General features: G+C 66.5%; 13 protein-coding genes. 10 read left to right on the top strand and 3 right to left on the bottom strand.

The annotated features are described in order from the left end of the window. The first annotated feature begins 127 nt into the window (after positions 1-127). The 9 genes from nusA to N4261_RS16190 all read left to right on the top strand — a co-directional run bounded on the left by nusA (position 128) and on the right by N4261_RS16190 (position 12,043). Positions 128-1,606: a transcription termination factor NusA gene (nusA, locus tag N4261_RS16230; RefSeq protein ID WP_261756325.1), complete on the top strand. Its 1,479-nt coding sequence runs from the start codon at positions 128-130 to the stop codon at positions 1,604-1,606. A gap of 53 nt (positions 1,607-1,659) precedes the next feature. Next, a complete protein-coding gene (gene infB / locus N4261_RS16225; protein ID WP_261756324.1) occupies positions 1,660-4,620 on the top strand; it encodes a translation initiation factor IF-2 in 2,961 nt (986 codons plus the stop codon). Between the two features lie 75 nt (positions 4,621-4,695). Then, a complete protein-coding gene (rbfA, locus tag N4261_RS16220; RefSeq protein WP_261756323.1) occupies positions 4,696-5,076 on the top strand; it encodes a 30S ribosome-binding factor RbfA in 381 nt (126 codons plus the stop codon). Positions 5,077-5,129: 53 nt separating this feature from the next. After that, positions 5,130-6,089: a tRNA pseudouridine(55) synthase TruB gene (gene truB, locus N4261_RS16215; protein ID WP_261756322.1), complete on the top strand. Its 960-nt coding sequence runs from the start codon at positions 5,130-5,132 to the stop codon at positions 6,087-6,089. Positions 6,090-6,184: 95 nt separating this feature from the next. Next, on the top strand, positions 6,185-8,008 hold the full coding sequence (gene typA / locus N4261_RS16210; RefSeq protein WP_261756321.1) for a translational GTPase TypA: 1,824 nt from the start codon (positions 6,185-6,187) through the stop codon (positions 8,006-8,008). A 224-nt stretch (positions 8,009-8,232) separates the two neighbouring features. Next, on the top strand, positions 8,233-9,129 hold the full coding sequence (locus N4261_RS16205; RefSeq protein ID WP_261756320.1) for a DMT family transporter: 897 nt from the start codon (positions 8,233-8,235) through the stop codon (positions 9,127-9,129). Between the two features lie 4 nt (positions 9,130-9,133). After that, the gene (locus N4261_RS16200; RefSeq protein WP_261756319.1) at positions 9,134-10,243 is read left to right on the top strand and encodes an enoyl-CoA hydratase/isomerase family protein; all 1,110 of its coding nucleotides are present in this window, start codon (positions 9,134-9,136) and stop codon (positions 10,241-10,243) included. Positions 10,244-10,427: 184 nt separating this feature from the next. Continuing rightward, positions 10,428-11,084, top strand: coding sequence for a DNA-3-methyladenine glycosylase (locus N4261_RS16195; RefSeq protein ID WP_261756318.1), 657 nt, complete (start codon positions 10,428-10,430; stop codon positions 11,082-11,084). Then, positions 11,081-12,043 carry a DUF72 domain-containing protein gene (locus tag N4261_RS16190; protein ID WP_261756317.1) on the top strand — a complete coding sequence of 321 codons (963 nt, stop codon included), beginning with the start codon at positions 11,081-11,083 and terminating at the stop codon, positions 12,041-12,043. The genes N4261_RS16195 and N4261_RS16190 overlap by 4 nt, the downstream gene beginning before the upstream one ends. A gap of 555 nt (positions 12,044-12,598) precedes the next feature. Here the strand turns inward: N4261_RS16190 and N4261_RS16185 are convergent. From N4261_RS16185 to N4261_RS16175, 3 genes are read right to left on the bottom strand one after another with little or no spacing between them, the layout of a single operon-like run. Then, the gene (locus N4261_RS16185; protein WP_261756316.1) at positions 12,599-14,911 is read right to left on the bottom strand and encodes a xanthine dehydrogenase family protein molybdopterin-binding subunit; all 2,313 of its coding nucleotides are present in this window, start codon (positions 14,909-14,911) and stop codon (positions 12,599-12,601) included. After that, positions 14,908-15,894, bottom strand: coding sequence for an FAD binding domain-containing protein (locus N4261_RS16180; protein WP_261756315.1), 987 nt, complete (start codon positions 15,892-15,894; stop codon positions 14,908-14,910). The genes N4261_RS16185 and N4261_RS16180 overlap by 4 nt, the downstream gene beginning before the upstream one ends. Continuing rightward, entirely contained in the window at positions 15,891-16,403 is a 513-nt protein-coding gene (locus tag N4261_RS16175; RefSeq protein ID WP_261756314.1) for a 2Fe-2S iron-sulfur cluster-binding protein, read from the bottom strand. The genes N4261_RS16180 and N4261_RS16175 overlap by 4 nt, the downstream gene beginning before the upstream one ends. A gap of 372 nt (positions 16,404-16,775) precedes the next feature. On the opposite strand from N4261_RS16175, the gene N4261_RS16170 reads away from it, so the two are divergent. Beyond that, complete coding sequence (locus N4261_RS16170) at positions 16,776-17,999, top strand: MFS transporter (protein WP_261756313.1); 1,224 nt, start codon at positions 16,776-16,778, stop codon at positions 17,997-17,999. Positions 18,000-18,021 lie beyond the last annotated feature (22 nt).

Genomic DNA, 18,021 nt, shown 5'->3' with positions numbered 1-18,021 from the left:
AGAGCCCGGCCGATGCAAAAAACACGGGCTTGGCGCCCCAGGCTTCGAAGGCCCCTAAGGCGTCGAAGAAAAAGAGCAACGCCAAGTCCCGGCAGACAGATGACAAGGTTGACGGAGGTCTCGATCAATGAACCGCGAACTGTTGATGTTGGTGGATGCCATCTCGCGCGAAAAGAGCGTGGAGCGCGATGTGGTGTTTGGTGCCGTGGAAGCGGCGCTGGCTTCGGCCACCAAGAAGTTGTATGGCGGCGAGGTCGACATCCGTGTGGCCATTGACCGCGACACCGGTGAATACGAGACCTTCCGCCGCTGGCATGTCGTGCCCAACGAGGCCGGCCTGCAGAATGCCGACGCCGAGATCCTGCTGTTTGAAGCACAGGAGCAGATTGCCGACATCGAGGTGGATGACCACATCGAAGAGGGCGTGGAGTCCGTGCCGATCGGCCGGATCGGCGCCCAGGCCGCCAAGCAGGTGATCCTGCAGAAGATCCGTGATGCCGAGCGTGAGCAACTGCTCAACGACTTCATGTCGCGCGGCGAGCGGATCTTTGTCGGCACCGTCAAGCGCCTGGACAAGGGCGACATCATTGCTGAGTCGGGCCGTGTCGAAGGCCGCCTCAAGCGCAATGAAATGATCCCGAAGGAAAACCTGCGCACCGGTGACCGCGTGCGTGCGGTGATCTTGGGCGTGGATCCGACCCAGCGTGGACCGCAGATCATGCTGTCGCGTTCCTCGGGCGAGTTCATGAAGGAACTGTTCGCCCAGGAAGTGCCCGAGATCGAGCAGGGGCTGCTGGAGATCAAGAGCTGCGCTCGTGATGCGGGCAGCCGCGCCAAGATTGCTGTGGTTTCGCACGACAAGCGCGTTGACCCGATCGGCACCTGCGTCGGCGTGCGCGGCTCCCGTGTGAACGGCGTGACCAACGAGCTGGCCGGCGAGCGCGTCGACATCGTGCTGTGGTCCGAAGATCCGGCGCAGTTCGTCATCGGCGCCCTGGCGCCGGCCAATGTGCAGTCGATCGTGGTGGACGAAGAGCGTCACGCCATGGACGTGGTGGTCGACGAGGAAAACCTCGCCATCGCCATCGGCCGCGGTGGTCAGAACGTGCGTCTGGCTTCCGAGCTGACCGGCTGGAAGATCAACATCATGACCGCCGAGGAATCCGCCGCCAAACAGGCTGAGGAATCGGATTCGGTCCGCAAGCTGTTCGTCGAGAAGCTGGACGTCGACGAGGAAGTCGCCGACATCCTGATCGCCGAAGGCTTTGCGAGCCTGGAAGAAGTCGCCTACGTCCCGATGCAGGAGATGCTCGAGATCGAAGCCTTCGACGAAGAAACCGTCAACGAGCTGCGCACCCGAGCCAAGGATGCGCTGCTGACGATGGAGATCGCTCGCGAGGAGAAGGTCGAGGAAGTCTCTCAGGACCTGCGCGATCTGGAGGGCATCACGCCCGAGCTGCTGGCCAAGCTGGCCGCCGGCGACATCCATACCCGCGACGACCTGGCCGACCTGGCCGTGGACGAGCTGGTCGATATTTCCGCCCTGGACGAGGCAGAGGCACGCGCTTTGATCATGAAGGCGCGCGAGCACTGGTTCAACGCATAACCCGCTGCGCACACCAGTCCGCTCCGCCCACACAAGATTAAAGGATTCCCACAATGGCCGTGACCACTGTCGCCCAGCTCGCCGCCGAGCTGAACAGGCCTGCGAGTACGCTGCTCGAGCAGCTTCAAGCCGCGGGCGTGAACAAGGCGTCCGCCGATGATTCGCTCAACGAGAGCGACAAGGAACGCCTGCTGGAACACCTGCGCCATGCGCATGGAACGACTGGCGGCGCCGAACGCAAGAAGATCACCCTGACTCGCAAGTCCACCAGCGAGATCAAGCAGGCCGATGCCTCCGGCAAGGCCCGCACGATCCAGGTCGAAGTGCGCAAGAAGCGGGTGTTCGTCAAGCGTGATGACAACCTCGACGAGGCCGCAGCTGCGGCGGCTGAAGAAGCCGATCTGAAGCGTCGCGAGGAAGAAGCCCAGGCGCAAGCCGAGGCCCTGCGTCAGCAGGAAGAAGAACTCGCCCGCAAGATGCGCGAACGCGAAGACGCCGAGCGCGCCGCCCGCGAAGCCGAAGAGAAGCGTCGCGAGGAGGAGCGTCTGGCCCGTGAGGCCGAAGCCCAGGCAGCGGCCGAAGCCGCCGCCAAGGCTGCAGCCGAAGCTGAAGCCCGCAAGGCTGCCGAAGCCAAGTCCAAGGCGCAGAACACCCCGAAAGAACCCGAAAAGGCCGCTGAAAAAGTGTCTGAAAAAGTGGCTGAGAAGCCCGTCGAGGCCCCTGTGGCCGCTACGCCCGCACCCGCTCCGGTCGAACCGGCCAAGCCGGTGCTGCGCGTGATCAAGGCCGCCGATGTCGGCGCCGATGAAAAGGCCCGCCAGGCCGAGCTGGAGCGCCGCCGCAAGGCCGCCGAAGCCGAGGCCGCAGCGATCCGCGCGATGATGAATGCACCCAAGAAGGTGCTCGTCGCGAAGAAGGAAGAGCCCAAGCCGGAAGCGGTTGCGGCCGCCGGGATCAAGGGCACGATCCACAAGAAGCCGGCGACCGGCGCGCCCGGTGCCACCACCGCCGCAGCCGGCGCGGGTGCCAAGCCAGGCGACAAGAAGTCGGTGAAATCCGAGAAGCTGTCGTCCAGCTGGGCCGATGACGCCAAGAAGCGTGGCGCCGTGAAGGGTCGCACCGATGCGCCCGCCGGCGCTCGCCCGCCCGGCACGGGTTGGCGCGCTCCGGGTCGCGGCCCGGCAGGTCGTCGCGGCGATCGCGGCAACGACCGCGGCGCTTCGGCGTCCAACTTCGTGGCGCCCACCGAGCCGGTGATCCAGGAAGTCCACATTCCCGAAACCATCTCGGTGGCCGATCTGGCGCACAAGATGTCGGTGAAGGCTTCCGAAGTCATCAAGCAACTGATGAAGCTGGGTCAGATGGTCACCATCAACCAGCAGCTGGATCAGGAAACGGCCATGATCGTGGTCGAGGAAATGGGCCACAAGGCGCTCGCCGCCAAGCTGGACGATCCCGACGCGTTCCTGGAAGAAGAGGGCGTGACCGAGTCCGAGCACGAACTGCTGCCTCGGGCGCCGGTGGTCACCGTCATGGGTCACGTCGACCACGGCAAGACCTCGCTGCTGGACAGCGTCCGCCGTGCCCGAGTGGCCGCGGGCGAAGCCGGCGGCATCACGCAGCACATTGGCGCCTATCACGTCGATACGCCGCGCGGCATGATCACCTTCCTCGACACCCCGGGTCACGAGGCCTTCACGGCCATGCGTGCCCGTGGTGCCAAGGCGACCGACATCGTCATCCTGGTGGTGGCCGCGGACGACGGCGTGATGCCGCAGACCAAGGAAGCCATCCACCACGCGAAGGCCGCTGGCGTGCCGATCGTGGTGGCGATGAACAAGATCGACAAGCCGGATGCGAATCCGGAGCGCGTCAAGAGCGAGCTGGTGGCCGAGCAGGTCGTCCCCGAAGAGTTCGGCGGCGATTCCCCGTTCGTGGCGGTGTCCGCCAAGACCGGTCAGGGCATCGACGACCTGCTTGAGCAGGTGCTGCTGCAGGCTGAAGTGCTGGAACTGAAGGCAGCGAAGGATTCGCTGGCCAAGGGTCTGGTCATCGAAGCGAAGCTGGACAAGGGCCGCGGCCCGGTCGCGACGGTGCTGGTGCAGACCGGTACGCTCAAGCGCGGTGACGTGGTGCTGGCTGGCTCGACCTACGGTCGCGTTCGCGCCATGCTGGACGAGGACGGCAAGCCTGCCACCGAGGCCGGCCCGTCGATCCCTGTCGAGATCCAGGGTCTGACCGAAGTGCCGCAGGCTGGTGACGAATTCATGGTGCTGAGCGATGAACGCCGCGCCCGTGAAATCGCGACCTTCCGCGCTGGCAAGTACCGTGATGTCAAGCTGGCCCGCCAGCAGGCTGCCAAGCTGGAGAACATGTTCTCCGACATGTCGGCCGGCGACGTCCAGACGCTGCCGCTCATCATCAAGGCCGACGTGCAAGGCTCGCAGGAAGCCCTGGCGGCGTCGCTGCTCAAGCTGTCGACCGATGAAGTCAAGGTGCAGATCGTGCACGCGGCGGTCGGCGGTATCAGCGAATCCGACATCAACCTGGCGATCGCCTCCAAGGCGGTGGTCATCGGCTTCAACGTGCGTGCCGATGCCGGCGCGCGCAAGGTGGCCGAGCACAATGATGTCGACCTGCGGTACTACAACATCATTTACGACGCTGTCGATGATGTGAAGGCCGCGATGGCTGGCATGCTGGCGCCTGAGCAGCGTGAAGAGATCATCGGCATGGCCGAGATCCGCACGGTGTTCGTCGCGTCGAAGATCGGCACGGTCGCGGGTTGCATGATCACCAGCGGTCACGTCACTCGCAACGCACGCTTCCGCCTGCTGCGCGAAAACGTCGTGGTCTACACCGGCGAGATCGAGTCGCTGAAGCGCTTGAAGGACGATGTCAAGGAAGTCCGCGAGGGCTTCGAGTGCGGTATCAAGCTGAAGAACTACAACGACATCAAGGAAGGCGACCAACTGGAAGTCTTCGAAATCAAGGAGGTCGCGCGCACGCTGTAATCCAGCGAGCCGCTGCCCGATGCCCGGCGGGTCGCCCCGCCGGGCTTTGTTGTTTGAGAGATTGAGGAAACTGCCATGCGTCACAAGCGATCCATCCCCAACCGCGGCCTGCGCGTGGCGGACCAGATCCAGCGCGACCTGGCCGAGCTGATCCGTGAGTTGAAAGACCCGCGGGTGGGCATGGTGACGATCAACGCGGTCGAGGTGACGCCCGATTACGCGCATGCGAAGGTCTATTTCTCGCTGCTGGTCGGCGATACCGAGGCCACCGGCGAGGCGCTGAATGAGGCGGCCGGCTTTTTGCGCAACGGCTTGTTCAAGCGTTTGCAGATCCACACCGTGCCCAGCCTGCATTTCCATTTCGACCGTACGACCGAACGCGCTGCCGAGATGAGCGCGCTGATCTCCCGGGCCAACGCCACGCGCGCCCAGGACGACGAAACCACCGAGGACTGAGTTCCCGTTCGAGGATTGAAGCGAGCGGCCCGAAACGGCCGCCGCGATTTGTGATGAGCGCAGTAGCCCCCCGCCCCAAGATCGTGAAGCGCGCCGTGCATGGCGTGTTGATGCTGGACAAGCCGCTTGGCCTGACCAGCAACGACGCATTGCAAAAGGCCAAGCGCCTGTTCCGCGCCGAAAAGGCCGGCCACACCGGCACGCTGGATCCGTTGGCCACGGGCCTGTTGCCCCTGACCTTCGGTGCAGCGACCAAGTTCAGCCAGGTCAGCCTGGAGGCCGACAAGGGCTACCGCGCCACGCTGCGGCTGGGCATCACCACGACCACCGGCGACGGCGAAGGCGAGATCCTGGAGCGCCGCGACGAGATCGCCCGCTCGATCGACCTTTCCGCGATCCAGTCGGCCTGCGTGCCGTTCCGCGGCCTGATCTCTCAGTTGCCGCCGATGTACTCGGCACTCAAGCACCAGGGTCGGGCGCTGTATGAGCTGGCCCGCGAAGGCGTGACCGTGGAACGTCAGCCGCGCCAGGTCACGATTCATGCGCTCGACATCGTCGACTGGCAGGCTGACGAGCTGCTGCTGATCCTCGATGTGCGTTGCTCCAAAGGCACCTACATCCGGACCCTGGCCGAGGACATCGGCAGCCAGCTCGGCTGCGGGGCACATCTGGCGGGCCTGCGGCGGACGTCCAGCGGACCGGTCCGGGTGGAGCAGGCGGTGACGCTGGAACAGCTCGAAGCGCTGGACGAACCCGCCCGGCTGGCGTTGCTGAAGGCGCCGGACAGCCTGCTGGGCGAATGGCCCGAGGTCGAGCTGAGCAATGACGAGGCGGGCCGTTTCCTGTCCGGCATGCGCCGGCGGGTGGCGTTGGCCGACATGCCGCAAGTGCGGGTGTACGGCCAGACGCCCCATGCCTTCCTGGGCAGCGGGCATGTCGCCGGCGGCGAACTGATCGCCGACCGCCTGCTCAGCCCGACCGAAATCGCCTCGATGCTGGTGCAGGCCGCCTGAACCGGCGCCTGACCGACCGAATCCACCGAGTTCCTCAAGTTCCCCGACTTCCTCCGATTCCAGAGAAAGCCCTCTCCGAAAGCGAAAGCCTCACCATGAGCAAGCAAATCCGCAACATCGCCATCATCGCCCACGTCGACCATGGCAAAACCACCATGGTGGACCAGCTCCTTCGCCAGAGCGGCACCTTCGCCGACCACGAAAAGGTCGTGGACACGGTGATGGACAACAACGCCATCGAACGTGAACGTGGCATCACCATCCTGGCCAAGAACTGCGCGGTGAGCTGGCAAGGCACCCACATCAACATCGTCGACACCCCGGGACACGCGGACTTCGGCGGTGAAGTGGAACGTGCGCTGTCGATGGTTGACGGCGTGGTGCTGCTGATCGACGCCCAGGAAGGCCCGATGCCGCAGACCCGTTTCGTGACGAAGAAGGCGCTGGCCCTGGGCTTGAAGCCGATCGTCGTGGTGAACAAGGTCGACAAGCCGGGCGCGAAGCCGGATGCGGTCATCAATGCGGCGTTCGACCTGTTCGACAAGCTGGGCGCCACCGACGAGCAACTGGACTTCCCCGTCGTCTACGCTTCCGGCATCAACGGCTGGTCGTCGCTGGAAGAGGGCGCGCCGGGCGAGAAGTGGGGCGAGGACATGTCCGCCCTGTTCAACACCGTGCTCAAGCATGTGCCGCCGCAACAGGGTGACCCTGCGGCGCCGCTGCAGCTGCAGATCTCGGCGCTGGACTTCTCGACCTTCGTCGGTCGCATCGGCGTGGGCCGCATCAGCCAAGGCACGATCAAGCCGTCGATGGATGTGGTCGTGATGGAAGGTCCGGACGGCAAGACCGTCAAGGGCCGCATCAACCAGGTGCTGACCTTCCAGGGTCTGGACCGTGTGCAAGTGACCGAAGCCGGCCCCGGCGACATCGTGCTGATCAACGGCATCGAAGACATCGGCATTGGCGTCACGGTGACCAGCCCGTCCAACCCGGCCCCGCTGCCGATGTTGAAGGTGGATGAGCCGACCCTGACGATGAACTTCTGCGTCAACACCAGCCCGCTGGCCGGTCGTGAAGGCAAGTTCGTCACCAGCCGTCAGATCTGGGACCGCCTGCAGAAGGAACTGCAGCACAACGTCGCGCTGCGGGTGAAGGAAACCGATGAAGACGGCATCTTCGAAGTCTCCGGTCGCGGCGAACTGCACCTGACCATCCTGCTGGAAAACATGCGCCGTGAAGGCTATGAGCTGGCCGTGTCCAAGCCGCGCGTGGTGTTCCAGGAGATCAACGGCGAGAAGTGCGAGCCGATCGAGCTGGTGACCGCCGACGTCGAGGAAACCCATCAGGGCGGCGTGATGCAGGCCCTGGGCGAGCGCAAGGGCGAACTGGTCAACATGGAGCCGGACGGCCGTGGCCGTGTGCGCCTGGAATACCGCATTCCGGCGCGTGGCCTGATTGGTTTCAGCAACGAATTCCTGAACCTGACGCGGGGTTCCGGCCTGATCAGCAACATCTTCGACGGCTACGAGCCGCACAAGGGTGACATCGCCGGTCGCAAGAACGGCGTGTTGATCTCGATGGACGCCGGTGAAATCTTCACCTACGCGCTGGGCAAGCTGGACGACCGCGGCCGCATGTTCGTGAAGCCGAACGATCCGGTCTATGAAGGCATGATCGTGGGCATCCATAGCCGCGACAACGATCTGGTCGTGAACGCGACCCGGACCAAGCAGCTGACCAACTTCCGCGTCAGCGGCAAGGAAGATGCGATCAAGGTCACGCCGCCGATCGAACTGACGCTGGAATACGGCGTGGAGTTCATCGAGGACGACGAACTGGTCGAGATCACCCCGAAGTCGGTGCGTCTGCGCAAGCGCTTCCTGTCGGAAAACGAACGCAAGCGCGCCCAGCGTAGCTGAGCGGGCGTCGGCGCCGCCTGACGCTGCGCCGTGCCTTCGTGGTGCCTGCACCGCCCCTTGCGAGGGGCGCCTGAGGCCCCGCATGAACCGCACCCCGTTCCGACGGGGTGTTTTTCTTTGGGCCGTCAGGATGTGACCTCAGGTCCTGCAGAGCAGGCGGATCCCAGGCACTATCGCGGGCTCGCCGGCGTTGACCGGGCACCTTGGTTGTTGACCCTGTACCCATGTCCCATCGTTCTGCCGTTTTGTTGATGCTGCTGGTCACACTGATGTGGAGCACCGCCGGCGTGGTGTCTCGGCATCTGGAGGCGGCACGCAGCTTTGAGGTGACGTTCTGGCGCAGTGCCTTCAATGCGTTGGCGTTGACCGTGTTGCTGCCCATGCTGCGCGGCGGCGACTACTGGCGGCGGACCTTGCCGCGACTGCGACATTCGCCTGCGGTGCTGGGGTCGGGCGTGTGCTGGGCGGTGATGTTCACTGCCTTCATGTTGGCCATCACCATGACCGGTGTGGCCAACGTGTTGGTGACCATGGCGCTGGGCCCACTGCTCACCGCGTTGTTCGCACGAGTCTTCCTGCGGCAGACGCTGCCGCGGCAGACCTGGCTGGCGATCTGGGTGGCGAGCGCGGGCATTGCCTGGATGTTCGGCCACGAGATGAGTTCGGGCTCGGGCGCCTGGCTGGGCATGGGCGTGGCGCTGGCGGTGCCGATCGCGGCGGCCAGCAATTGGACGCTGCTGCAGGCCCGCGCCGGCGATGGCGAAGTCGACCTGCTGCCCGCCGTCTGGCTCGGTGCGTTGCTCTCGGCGCTGGTGACGCTGCCCATGGCCTGGCCGTTTTCCGCCTCGATGCGAGATTTGGTCCTGCTGGCGGGCCTGGGTGTGTTCCAGTTGGCCTTGCCGTGTCTGTTGGTGGTGCGGCTGGCGCAGGTGCTGTCGGCAGCGGAGCTCGCGCTGCTGGGTTTGATGGAAGTGCTGCTGGGCGTGCTGTGGGCCTGGCTGCTGGCGGGCGAGTCGCCATCTTCCGCCGCCTTGCTGGGCGGTGTTATGGTGCTGGCCGCATTGATTGGCAATGAACTGTTGGGTGCCGTGGGGCGCCCGGGTCGAAACGTGGAGAGATGAAGCTGTGATTCCGTCGCTGCAATCCGAAGGTCAGATCCTTGCCGAGGTGAACGGCTGCCTCGGTCTGATCACGCTCAACCGTGCGCAGGCGCTCAATGCGCTGTCGCTGGCGATGATTCGCGACATGACTGCGCTGCTGAGCGCCTGGGCGGCCGATCCCGCCATCCAGGCGGTGGTGGTGCTGGGCGCCGGCCGCGAAGGCAAGGCCCCGTCGTTCTGCGCGGGCGGTGACATCCGCTTCTTCCATCAGGCCGCCATGGCCGGCGAGACGGCGGCGCTGGATGCCTTCTTCACTGAGGAATATGCGCTCAACCATCTGATCCATCACTTCCCCAAGCCCTACATCGCCTTGATGGACGGCCTGGTGATGGGCGGCGGCATGGGCATCAGCCAGGGGGCGAAGCTGCGCGTGCTGACCGAGCACTCCAAGCTCGCCATGCCCGAAACGAACATCGGCCTGTTTCCCGACGTCGGTGGCGGCTATTTCCTGTCGCGCTGCCCCGGCCACAGCGGCGAATGGCTGGCATTGACCGGCCAGGTGATCGGCGCGGGCGACGCGATCGAACTCGGTTTGGGTGATGTCTTCGTCAAGAGCGGCGAGCTGCCCGCCATCATCGAGGGCCTGCGCACCGGCACCCAGGACAGTGCCGAGCATGTGGTGGCGACGGTCATGGAGCGGGTCGACCTCGCACCGGCCGCCCAGCATTGGGAAGCGCGCAGCCTGATCAATCGCCACTTCGCTGCCGGATCGGTGCCCGAGTTGCTGGCGTCTCTGGCAGCCGATGCGGATCCGTGGGCGCAATCCACGTTGGAGACGCTCCAGAAGCGGTCGCCGTTGATGATGTCGGTGACGCTCGAGCAGATCCGCCGCGCCCGCAGCATGAGCCTGTCGGACGACCTGCGCATGGAGCGGGACATGGTGCATCACTGCTTCCATCTGCGTCCGGGCGCGGCGAGCGAGACGGTGGAGGGCATCCGCGCCCTGGCCGTGGACAAGGACCATGCGCCGAAGTGGCATCCCGCGCAGGTGGACGCTGTCAGCCGCGCCGATGTACTGGCCTTCTTCCAGAGCCCATGGACCGCCGCGACGCATCCGCTGAAGTCGCTGAACTGAGCGGAGCGCCGTTGGGGCATTGATTCGTGAGTCAGCGCAGCGGATCCGAGACGCTGCGGTGACAGGGGATGTCGATCGCTGAGATCGCTGAGATCGCTGATTCTCCTGGTCCGTCAGCGTTCAGCGCCGTGGTGTCAGGCGAGTGGTTTGCCGTTCTCGGATGAACCTGCTTCAGCACAGCCTCATGACAGCACGCGGAACCTTGACGCATCCCGGCACCCAGCGCCCGCTGGTCGCCGATCGTGTCGATGCCGCGAACCCTGCACCGGCGCATCTCACACCGGACTTTGATGCCTCACCGGTCCTGCTCGCCCGTGCGCTCATTGGCGTGGAGCTGTTGGTGGAGGGTGTGGGCGGGCGGATCGTCGAGACCGAGGCCTATGACGCCGACGACCCGGCATCCCACAGCCACGGTGGGGAGCGGCCGCGCAATGCGTCGATGTTCGGTCCGCCCGGCATCGCCTATGTCTACCGCTCCTATGGCTTGCACTGGTGCTTGAACGTGGTGTGCCGCGAGCGTGGGCATGGGGCGGCGGTGCTGATCCGCGCCCTGGAGCCGACAACCGGCATCGAGCACATGCGCGCGCGGCGCCGTGTGCAGGACATCCGCCTGCTGTGCGCGGGACCGGGGCGGGTGGCGCAAGCGCTGGGCATCACCCGCGCGCACGACGGCCTGCCCATGGACGAGCCTCCGTTCGAATGGCGCCAATGGGCCCCCACCACGGGGACCACGGGGCATGAGGTGGTCTGCGGACCGCGGATCGGCATCTCGAAGGCGATGGACCTGCCGTGGCGCTTCGGCTTGGCAGGCTCGCGGTTCCTGAGTCGTCGCTTCGCATGAGCACGTCGACCTCCAGCGCGGTCTCGACACAGCGCCGACGCCGTGGGCATCGGCCCGCGCCTGGTGCGAATGACGCTTCCAACGCCGCATCGCCCGCGTCCGAAGGGGCCTCCGATACCTCCCACAAATCCACCGCCAAGTCCACCGGCGAATCCACCGCCAAATCCACCGCCCGATCCAACCACGGCGCCATGCCGCATCTCGTGGGAGCCAGCCGCACCCACATTGGCACGGCGGGCTGGAGCATTCCTCGCGCTTCGGCCGATGCGTTCCCTGCGGAGGGCAGCCACTTGGCGCGCTTCGCCCAGGTTCTCCACTGTGCCGAGATCAACACGTCGTTCTATCGCCGCCATCGGCCCGACACCTATGTGCGCTGGGCCGAGGAAACGCCGCCCCACTTCCGATTCGCCGTGAAGCTGCCAAGGGCGATCACCCACGAGGGCGCGTTGCGACGTGCTCGGCAGCCGCTGGCGCAATTCCTCGATGAAGTGTCCGGACTGGGGTCCAAGCTGGCGGTGTTGCTGGTGCAACTGCCGCCGTCGATGGCCTTTGAGTCGCGGCCGGTGCGCACATTCTTCGATCTGCTGCGCCAGCGTTTCGACGGCGCGGTCGTCTGCGAGCCGCGACACGCCAGCTGGTTCCAGCCCAAGGCCGATGCCTTGCTGGTGGCGATGCGCGTCGGCCGTGTGGCTGCGGATCCGGCGCGGGAGCCTGCGGCGGCGCTGCCCGGGGGCTGGTTGGGGCCCCATGGTGATGGGGCGGGCGCCGTCATCTACCACCGATGGCATGGGTCGCCCCGGGTCTACTGGTCCCGCTACGACGCCGCGTGGCTCAACGAGCGTGCCCTCGCGTGGCAACAGTGGCCTGACACCGCGGACCGCTGGGCCATCTTCGACAACACGGCCTCCGGCGAGGCTGTGCCCAATGCGCTTGAATTTCGCACGATGGTCTCCGCCTGACGAGGGCGTTTCGAGACCAGGTCGAAGACCGGGTGCGAGCAACAAACACGCGACATTTGCGACTGCCTACATCGGCCGAGGCCCATGTGGCGTGTGGAACGTGCCACGTGGCAATGGCAATGGCAATGCAATGGCAATGGCAATGGCAATGGCAGTGGCAGTGGCAGTGGCAGTGGCAGTGGCAGTGGCAGTGCCCGTGGCAGTGGCAGTGGCAACTACCGTGTGGCATGCGGTTCGTGCGAGTACACGGTGGATGGATAGGAGGCCGGAAGCGGCCATGGCCCCGAGGAGGAATGCGGAGCGCCTGACGAGGAGGGGCCATGGCTGCTTCTGGCCGGGCTCGGTCGGAGCAGGTGGGCGGTCAGGCGATGGGCGCGGGCTGGCGGCGAGGCGAGTAGCCGTCCGCGTCGAACGCTGTGCGACTGCCCCAACGCGAAGACCATAGGCCAATTTCCAAGCGTGTGCCACCACGGTCTTGGCAGAGCGGGCAGCCCGCACCAGCACCAGCACCAGCACAAGCACAAGCACAAGCACAAGCCTTGCCCACGCTCACTGTCACATCAATTGATCCAGCCGAATCGGCAGATCCCTGACCCGTTTCCCGCAGGCGTTGAAGACCGCGTTGGCCACTGCGGCACCGACCCCGGTGATGCCGATTTCTCCGACCCCATGGGCCCCCATGGGAGCGTGGGGATCGGCGATGTCGGTCCAGATCACGTCGATGTCCGGCACATCCATCTGGACCGGGACGTGATAGTCCGAGAGATTCGGATTCATGATCCGTCCATTGCGCTCATCGAACTCGGTTTCTTCGGTCAATGCCAGGCCCAGGCCCATCACGATGCCGCCGCGGAACTGGCTGGCCGCCAGCTTCGCGTTGATGATGCGGCCGCAGTCGAACGAGCCGAGGAATCGGCTGACGCGCGGCTCTCCGGTCACCGCATTGACCCGCACCTCGCAGAACATCGCGCCGAACGAATGCATCGACCAGTGCTGCGTTTCCAGCGGTGGCGGGGCGCTGGCTTCGGCCACCACCTCATCGCGTCCTGCGCGTGCCAGCAGCGTGGCATAGGTTTCGGAGCGCGAAGGCTCATCGCGCTTGAACAGCGCGCCATCGCGGGCTTCCACGTCCTCGGGCTTGAGGCCGGCGAGCGGCGATTGCTTATCGACCGTCTCCAGCAGTTCGGCCTTGAGGGCCTCACAGGCCATCATCACCGACTTGCCGATCGAGGCGGTCTGCTGCGAGCCGCCCGCCAGTACCAGGCCCGGGAAGGATGAATCCCCATAGCGGAAGCGGATGAGCGACATCGGCAGACCCAGCCGTTGCGCGGTGATCTGGGTGTGCGCCGTCGCGGTGCCCATGCCCATCTCGTGCGCGGCGATGTCCACCGTCACATAGCCGGACGAGGACAGCGAGATGCGTGCCGCGCCGCCGGGCATGCGGTAGTAGGGATAGGTGGCCGTGGCGCAGCCCATGCCGACCAGCCATTCGCCCTCACGACGCGAGCCCGGGGTGGCCACCCGTCGATGCCAGCCGAAGCGCTCGGCGCCATCCCGGTAGGCCTGGACCAGATGGCGGGAGGAGAACGGTGTGCCGGTGGTGGGATCCTTGTCCGGTTCATTGCGCAGTCGGAGTTCGATCGGGTCCATGCCCATCGAGGCCGCCAGCTCGTCGATGGCGGATTCCAGCCCGAAGGTGCCCACCGATTCGCCGGGCGCGCGCATGAAGGTGTTGGCCAACATGTCGACCTCGGCCACCTCCACCGCGAGCTTGAAACTGCCGGCCGCGTACACGCAACGCGCCGGCAGGATGAAGGGCTCCGGCATGTTGTTGTGGGCCGTCATCGCCACGGTGCCGGTGTGGATCAGTGCGTCGAAGCGCCCATCCGCTTGCGCGCCGAGGGCGACCCGTTGCTCGGTGTTGGTCCGGCCGCCGACCACCCGATAGACGCCTTCTCGGGACAGCATGATCCGCACCGGACATTTCGCCAGCCGCGCCGCAGCGGCGGCCAGGATCTGGTGCCGCCAGAGCGTCTTGCTGCCGAAGCCACCGCCGACAAACGGCGAGGTCACATGCACCTGCTTCTCGTCCACGCCGAAGATCTGCGCCAGCGACCAGGCGGTGTGCGCCACGCCTTGCGTCGCATCGTGGACGAAGAGCTCGTCACCGTCCCAGACCACGGTCGCCGCATGCAGCTCGATCGGGTTGTGGTTGTGACGCGGCGTGGTGTAGGTGGCGTCGACACGGTGCGGCGCCGCCTTCAAGGCGGCTTCCGCGTCGCCGATCGCCACTTCCAGGGTCTCTCCCTGGAACACGCCCGGCTTGGTGCCATTCGCCTTGGCCTGCGCAAACGAGGTGGTGGCCGGCTCCACTGCGTAGTCGGCGCTGATCAGCGACGCGGCATGGTCCGCCTGCTCCTGGGTCTGCGCCAGCACCAGGGCGATCGGCTGACCGTTCCAGTGGACGCGGTCGTCCTGCATGATGGGCAGGTCGTCGCCACCGGCCGCCTTGCTCTTGGTCAGGAACAGCGGCGCCGGCTGCATCTTCGGGGCGTTGTGATGCGTCATCACCAGCGACACGCCCGGCGCTGCTTCAGCGGCGGCGGTGTCGATCGCCGTGATCCGGCCTTTGGCGATGGTGCTGAAGACCAGGGCGGCGTAGCGCATGCCCTCGATCGGGAACTCCGCTGCGAAACGCGCCTGGCCTTGCACCTTCAGTGCGCCGTCCACCCGCGAGATGGGGGCGCCGATCAGTCCGTCGCGCTGCGCGATCAGCGGATCCGGCTGGCCGCCGGGCATCCACGCGTCGGGTGCGACTTCGATGGCTTTCTTCATCACCGCCTGGGCGGCATCCTTGAGCAGGCTCATGGGGTCATCTCCGTCAGTTCGAGCAGCACGGCATGCAGCGTGCGGCGGGCCAGTTCCACTTTGAAGCCGTTGTGGCTGAGCGGTCGGGCATCGGCGAATTCGGCGTCGGCGGCGGCCAGGAAAGCCGCCGACGTGGCCGGTTGGCCCTTCAGCATCGCCTCGGCTTTGAAACCGCGCCACGGCTTGTGGGCCACGCCGCCGAAGGCCAGCCGCACCTCCTTGACCGTGTCGCCGTCCAGTTCCAGGGCCGCGGCCACCGAGACCAGCGCGAAGGCATAGCTCGCGCGGTCCCGCACTTTGCGGTAGGTGGCGCGCCGGCCGAAGGGCAGGGGCGGCAGTTCGATCGCGGTGATCAGCTCGCCGGGACGCAGCACGGTGTCGAGGTCGGGACGGTCTTCGGGCAGCCGGTGCAGATCGGTCAGCGGCAGCGATCGGTCGCCGTCGGCATGGTTGAGATGGACCACCGCGCCCAGCGCCGCCAACGCGACGCACATGTCTGACGGATGCGTCGCCACGCAGTCCGAAGAGGCGCCGAGGATGGCGTGCATGCGATTGAAGCCCTCGATGGCATCGCAGCCCTGGCCCGGGCTGCGCTTGTTGCAGCGGGCGCCTTCGTCGTCATAGAAATAGGCGCAGCGGGTGCGCTGCATCAGGTTGCCGCCGACGGTGGCCATGTTGCGCACCTGGGCGGACGCGCCGGCCATGATGGCGCGGCTCAGCATCGGGAAGCGGTCTCGCACGGCGGGATGCGCGGCCAGCGCCGTGTTGCGTACGGCGGCGCCGATGAGCAGGCTGCCGTCGTCCCGCGGCTCGATCTCGGTGGACAGCGCGGTCACATCAACCAACCGGTCCGGCTGCTCCAAGGTCTCGCGCAGCAGATCGACCAGGTTGGTGCCGCCGCCGAGGTAGCGGGTCCCCGGCTCGCGGCCCCATCGGACGGCGTCCGCCGTGTCGCCCACGCGCAGGTAGGTGAAGGGCTTCATGGGGCCACCTCGCCGCAATGGGTGGCAATGGCTTCCACGATGCCGTTGTAGGCGCCGCATCGGCAAAGATTGCCGCTCATCCGCTCCCGCAGTTCCTCGCGGGTGAGTCGGATGGTTCGGGTGTTGAGGTCCTGGGTGACGTGGCTGGGCACGCCGCGCTGCCATTCCTCGGCCATGCCCACGGCCGAGCAGATCTGGCCGGGCGTGCAGTAGCCGCATTGAAAGCCGTCGTGGTCGATGAACGCTTGCTGCAGCGGATGCAGCCCGTCCTGCGAGGCCAGACCCTCGATGGTGGTGATGGACCGGCCCTGGTACTGCACCGCCAGGGCCAGGCAGGACAGCACACGTTCGCCGTCCGCCAGCACGGTGCAGGCTCCGCAGGCGCCCTGGTTGCAGCCCTTCTTGGCGCCGGCCAGTTGCAGATGTTCACGCAGGAAGTCCAGCAGCGAGACCCGTGGGTCCTCGGGCAGTGGGACCGGTGAGCCGTTGATGGTGATGGTCAAGGACACGAGGCGTTCCTCCTGGGGGGCGTTGCGCGCCGTGTCCGCGCGAAACGATCGCGCGACCTCGGCAGCGGCAACAGGGATGACGGACACGCATCGACGGGGGTCTCACGGTGACCCTGGACGATGCGCCGAGTGATCCAGCCGGCGTTGCGGTCGCGAGCCGCCGGCGCTGTGGCGTCCGGCGGGGCTCGCGCCTCGGCCAGATCATGCTGCGGTGATTCGGCAAGTCGGATGCCCGTGTCCCTCGTCCTGTGCGCGTCGCCGTGCGGCTGTCGGCGCCTGTGATCGGCGACGGCGCCCACCGGTGAAGCCTGGGCGGGAGAATGGCGCTCTCGTTCGCCGTCATGCGTGCCTGGCCTCAGGCGCGACTGCCCCATGTCGTCTTCGCCCCTCACGTCCGAGCCCGCGCCCAGGCCCGCTTCCACCTTCTCGCTCCGGCGCATTGCCGTTCCCGCGTTCGGGCCGTCCCTGCTGTTCGGCCTGGGGGAGGGCGCCATCCTGCCCATCGTGCCCTTGATGGCGCGCGATCTCGGGGCGTCGGTGTCGATGGCGGCCTTCGTGGTGACGCTGATCAGCCTGGGATCGCTGCTCAACAACATTCCGGCTTCGGTGATCACCATGCGCTGGGGCGAGCGCTGGGCGATCGTCGCGGCCGGGCTGTGGAGCGCGCTGGGGATGGCGCTTTGCGTGCTGACCCATGGGCTGGTGCCGTTCGCTGCCGGCTGCTTCATGGTGGGCATGTCGCAGGCGGTCTACAACCTGGCGCGGCAGAGCTATCTGACCGAGGCGGTGCCCGCGGCCTACCGGGCACGGGCCTTGTCGACGCTGGGCGGCGTGATGCGCATCGGGATGTTCATCGGCCCGTTCCTGGCGGCGGCGGCGGTGCATGCCTTCGGCATCACGGCCGCGTTCGGCGTGGGCATCGTCGGTGTGCTGTCGGCGGCTGCGGTGGGCGCTCGGCTACCGGATCTGGAGAGCTCTCATCCTGCTGGACATGCCGCGCCGGCACCGGTCACGCTGGGTCGCATCCTGGCGGACCACCAGCGGGTGTTTCTGACCATCGGCCTGGGCGTGCTGCTGGTGAGCGCGGTGCGGGCATCTCGTCAGGCGGTGATTCCGCTGTGGGCGGAGCATCTGGCGCTGGCACCGGCGGTGGCCTCCCTGATCTACGGCCTGGCTGGCGGGGTGGAGATGCTGCTGTTCTATCCCGCGGGCCGGGTGATGGACCTGAAGGGACGCCGCTGGGTGGCGGTGCCGTCGATGGTGATCATCGGCGCGGCGATGCTGCTGATGCCCTTCACCACCGGCTTCGTCACCCTGCTGATCGCCGCCACCGCGATCGGCTTTGGCAACGGCATCGGATCGGGACTGATCATGACGCTGGGTGCGGACCATGCGCCGCGCCATGGGCGGGCCTACTTCCTGGGCGTGTGGCGCTTCCTGTCGGATGTCGGCGCCTCTTGCGGCCCGGCGCTGCTGTCGGTGCTGGTCGCGGGCGTCTCGCTGGCGGGCGGGATCGCGGTGACCGGCGGCATGGCCTTGCTGGCGGCGGTGTTGTTGGGGCGCTGGATTCCCCGGCGCGGCGGTGACGATCGTTAGCCTCGGCGACTGTGGACGGCAA

Source organism: Roseateles amylovorans (assembly GCF_025398155.2).
Lineage (GTDB): Bacteria > Pseudomonadota > Gammaproteobacteria > Burkholderiales > Burkholderiaceae_C > Roseateles > Roseateles amylovorans.
This window is presented reverse-complemented; position numbering and strand designations above follow the sequence as displayed.

What these genes read in the sequence shown, in the direction of transcription:
- nusA (WP_261756325.1), top strand. Translation starts at nt 128, where the DNA reads ATGAACCGCGAACTGTTGATGTTGGTGGATGCCATCTCGCGCGAAAAG.
- infB (WP_261756324.1), top strand. Translation starts at nt 1,660, where the DNA reads ATGGCCGTGACCACTGTCGCCCAGCTCGCCGCCGAGCTGAACAGGCCT.
- rbfA (WP_261756323.1), top strand. Translation starts at nt 4,696, where the DNA reads ATGCGTCACAAGCGATCCATCCCCAACCGCGGCCTGCGCGTGGCGGAC.
- truB (WP_261756322.1), top strand. Translation starts at nt 5,130, where the DNA reads ATGAGCGCAGTAGCCCCCCGCCCCAAGATCGTGAAGCGCGCCGTGCAT.
- typA (WP_261756321.1), top strand. Translation starts at nt 6,185, where the DNA reads ATGAGCAAGCAAATCCGCAACATCGCCATCATCGCCCACGTCGACCAT.
- N4261_RS16205 (WP_261756320.1), top strand. Translation starts at nt 8,233, where the DNA reads ATGTCCCATCGTTCTGCCGTTTTGTTGATGCTGCTGGTCACACTGATG.
- N4261_RS16195 (WP_261756318.1), top strand. Translation starts at nt 10,428, where the DNA reads ATGACAGCACGCGGAACCTTGACGCATCCCGGCACCCAGCGCCCGCTG.
- N4261_RS16190 (WP_261756317.1), top strand. Translation starts at nt 11,081, where the DNA reads ATGAGCACGTCGACCTCCAGCGCGGTCTCGACACAGCGCCGACGCCGT.
- N4261_RS16185 (WP_261756316.1), bottom strand. Translation starts at nt 14,911, where the DNA reads ATGAGCCTGCTCAAGGATGCCGCCCAGGCGGTGATGAAGAAAGCCATC.
- N4261_RS16180 (WP_261756315.1), bottom strand. Translation starts at nt 15,894, where the DNA reads ATGAAGCCCTTCACCTACCTGCGCGTGGGCGACACGGCGGACGCCGTC.
- N4261_RS16170 (WP_261756313.1), top strand. Translation starts at nt 16,776, where the DNA reads ATGTCGTCTTCGCCCCTCACGTCCGAGCCCGCGCCCAGGCCCGCTTCC.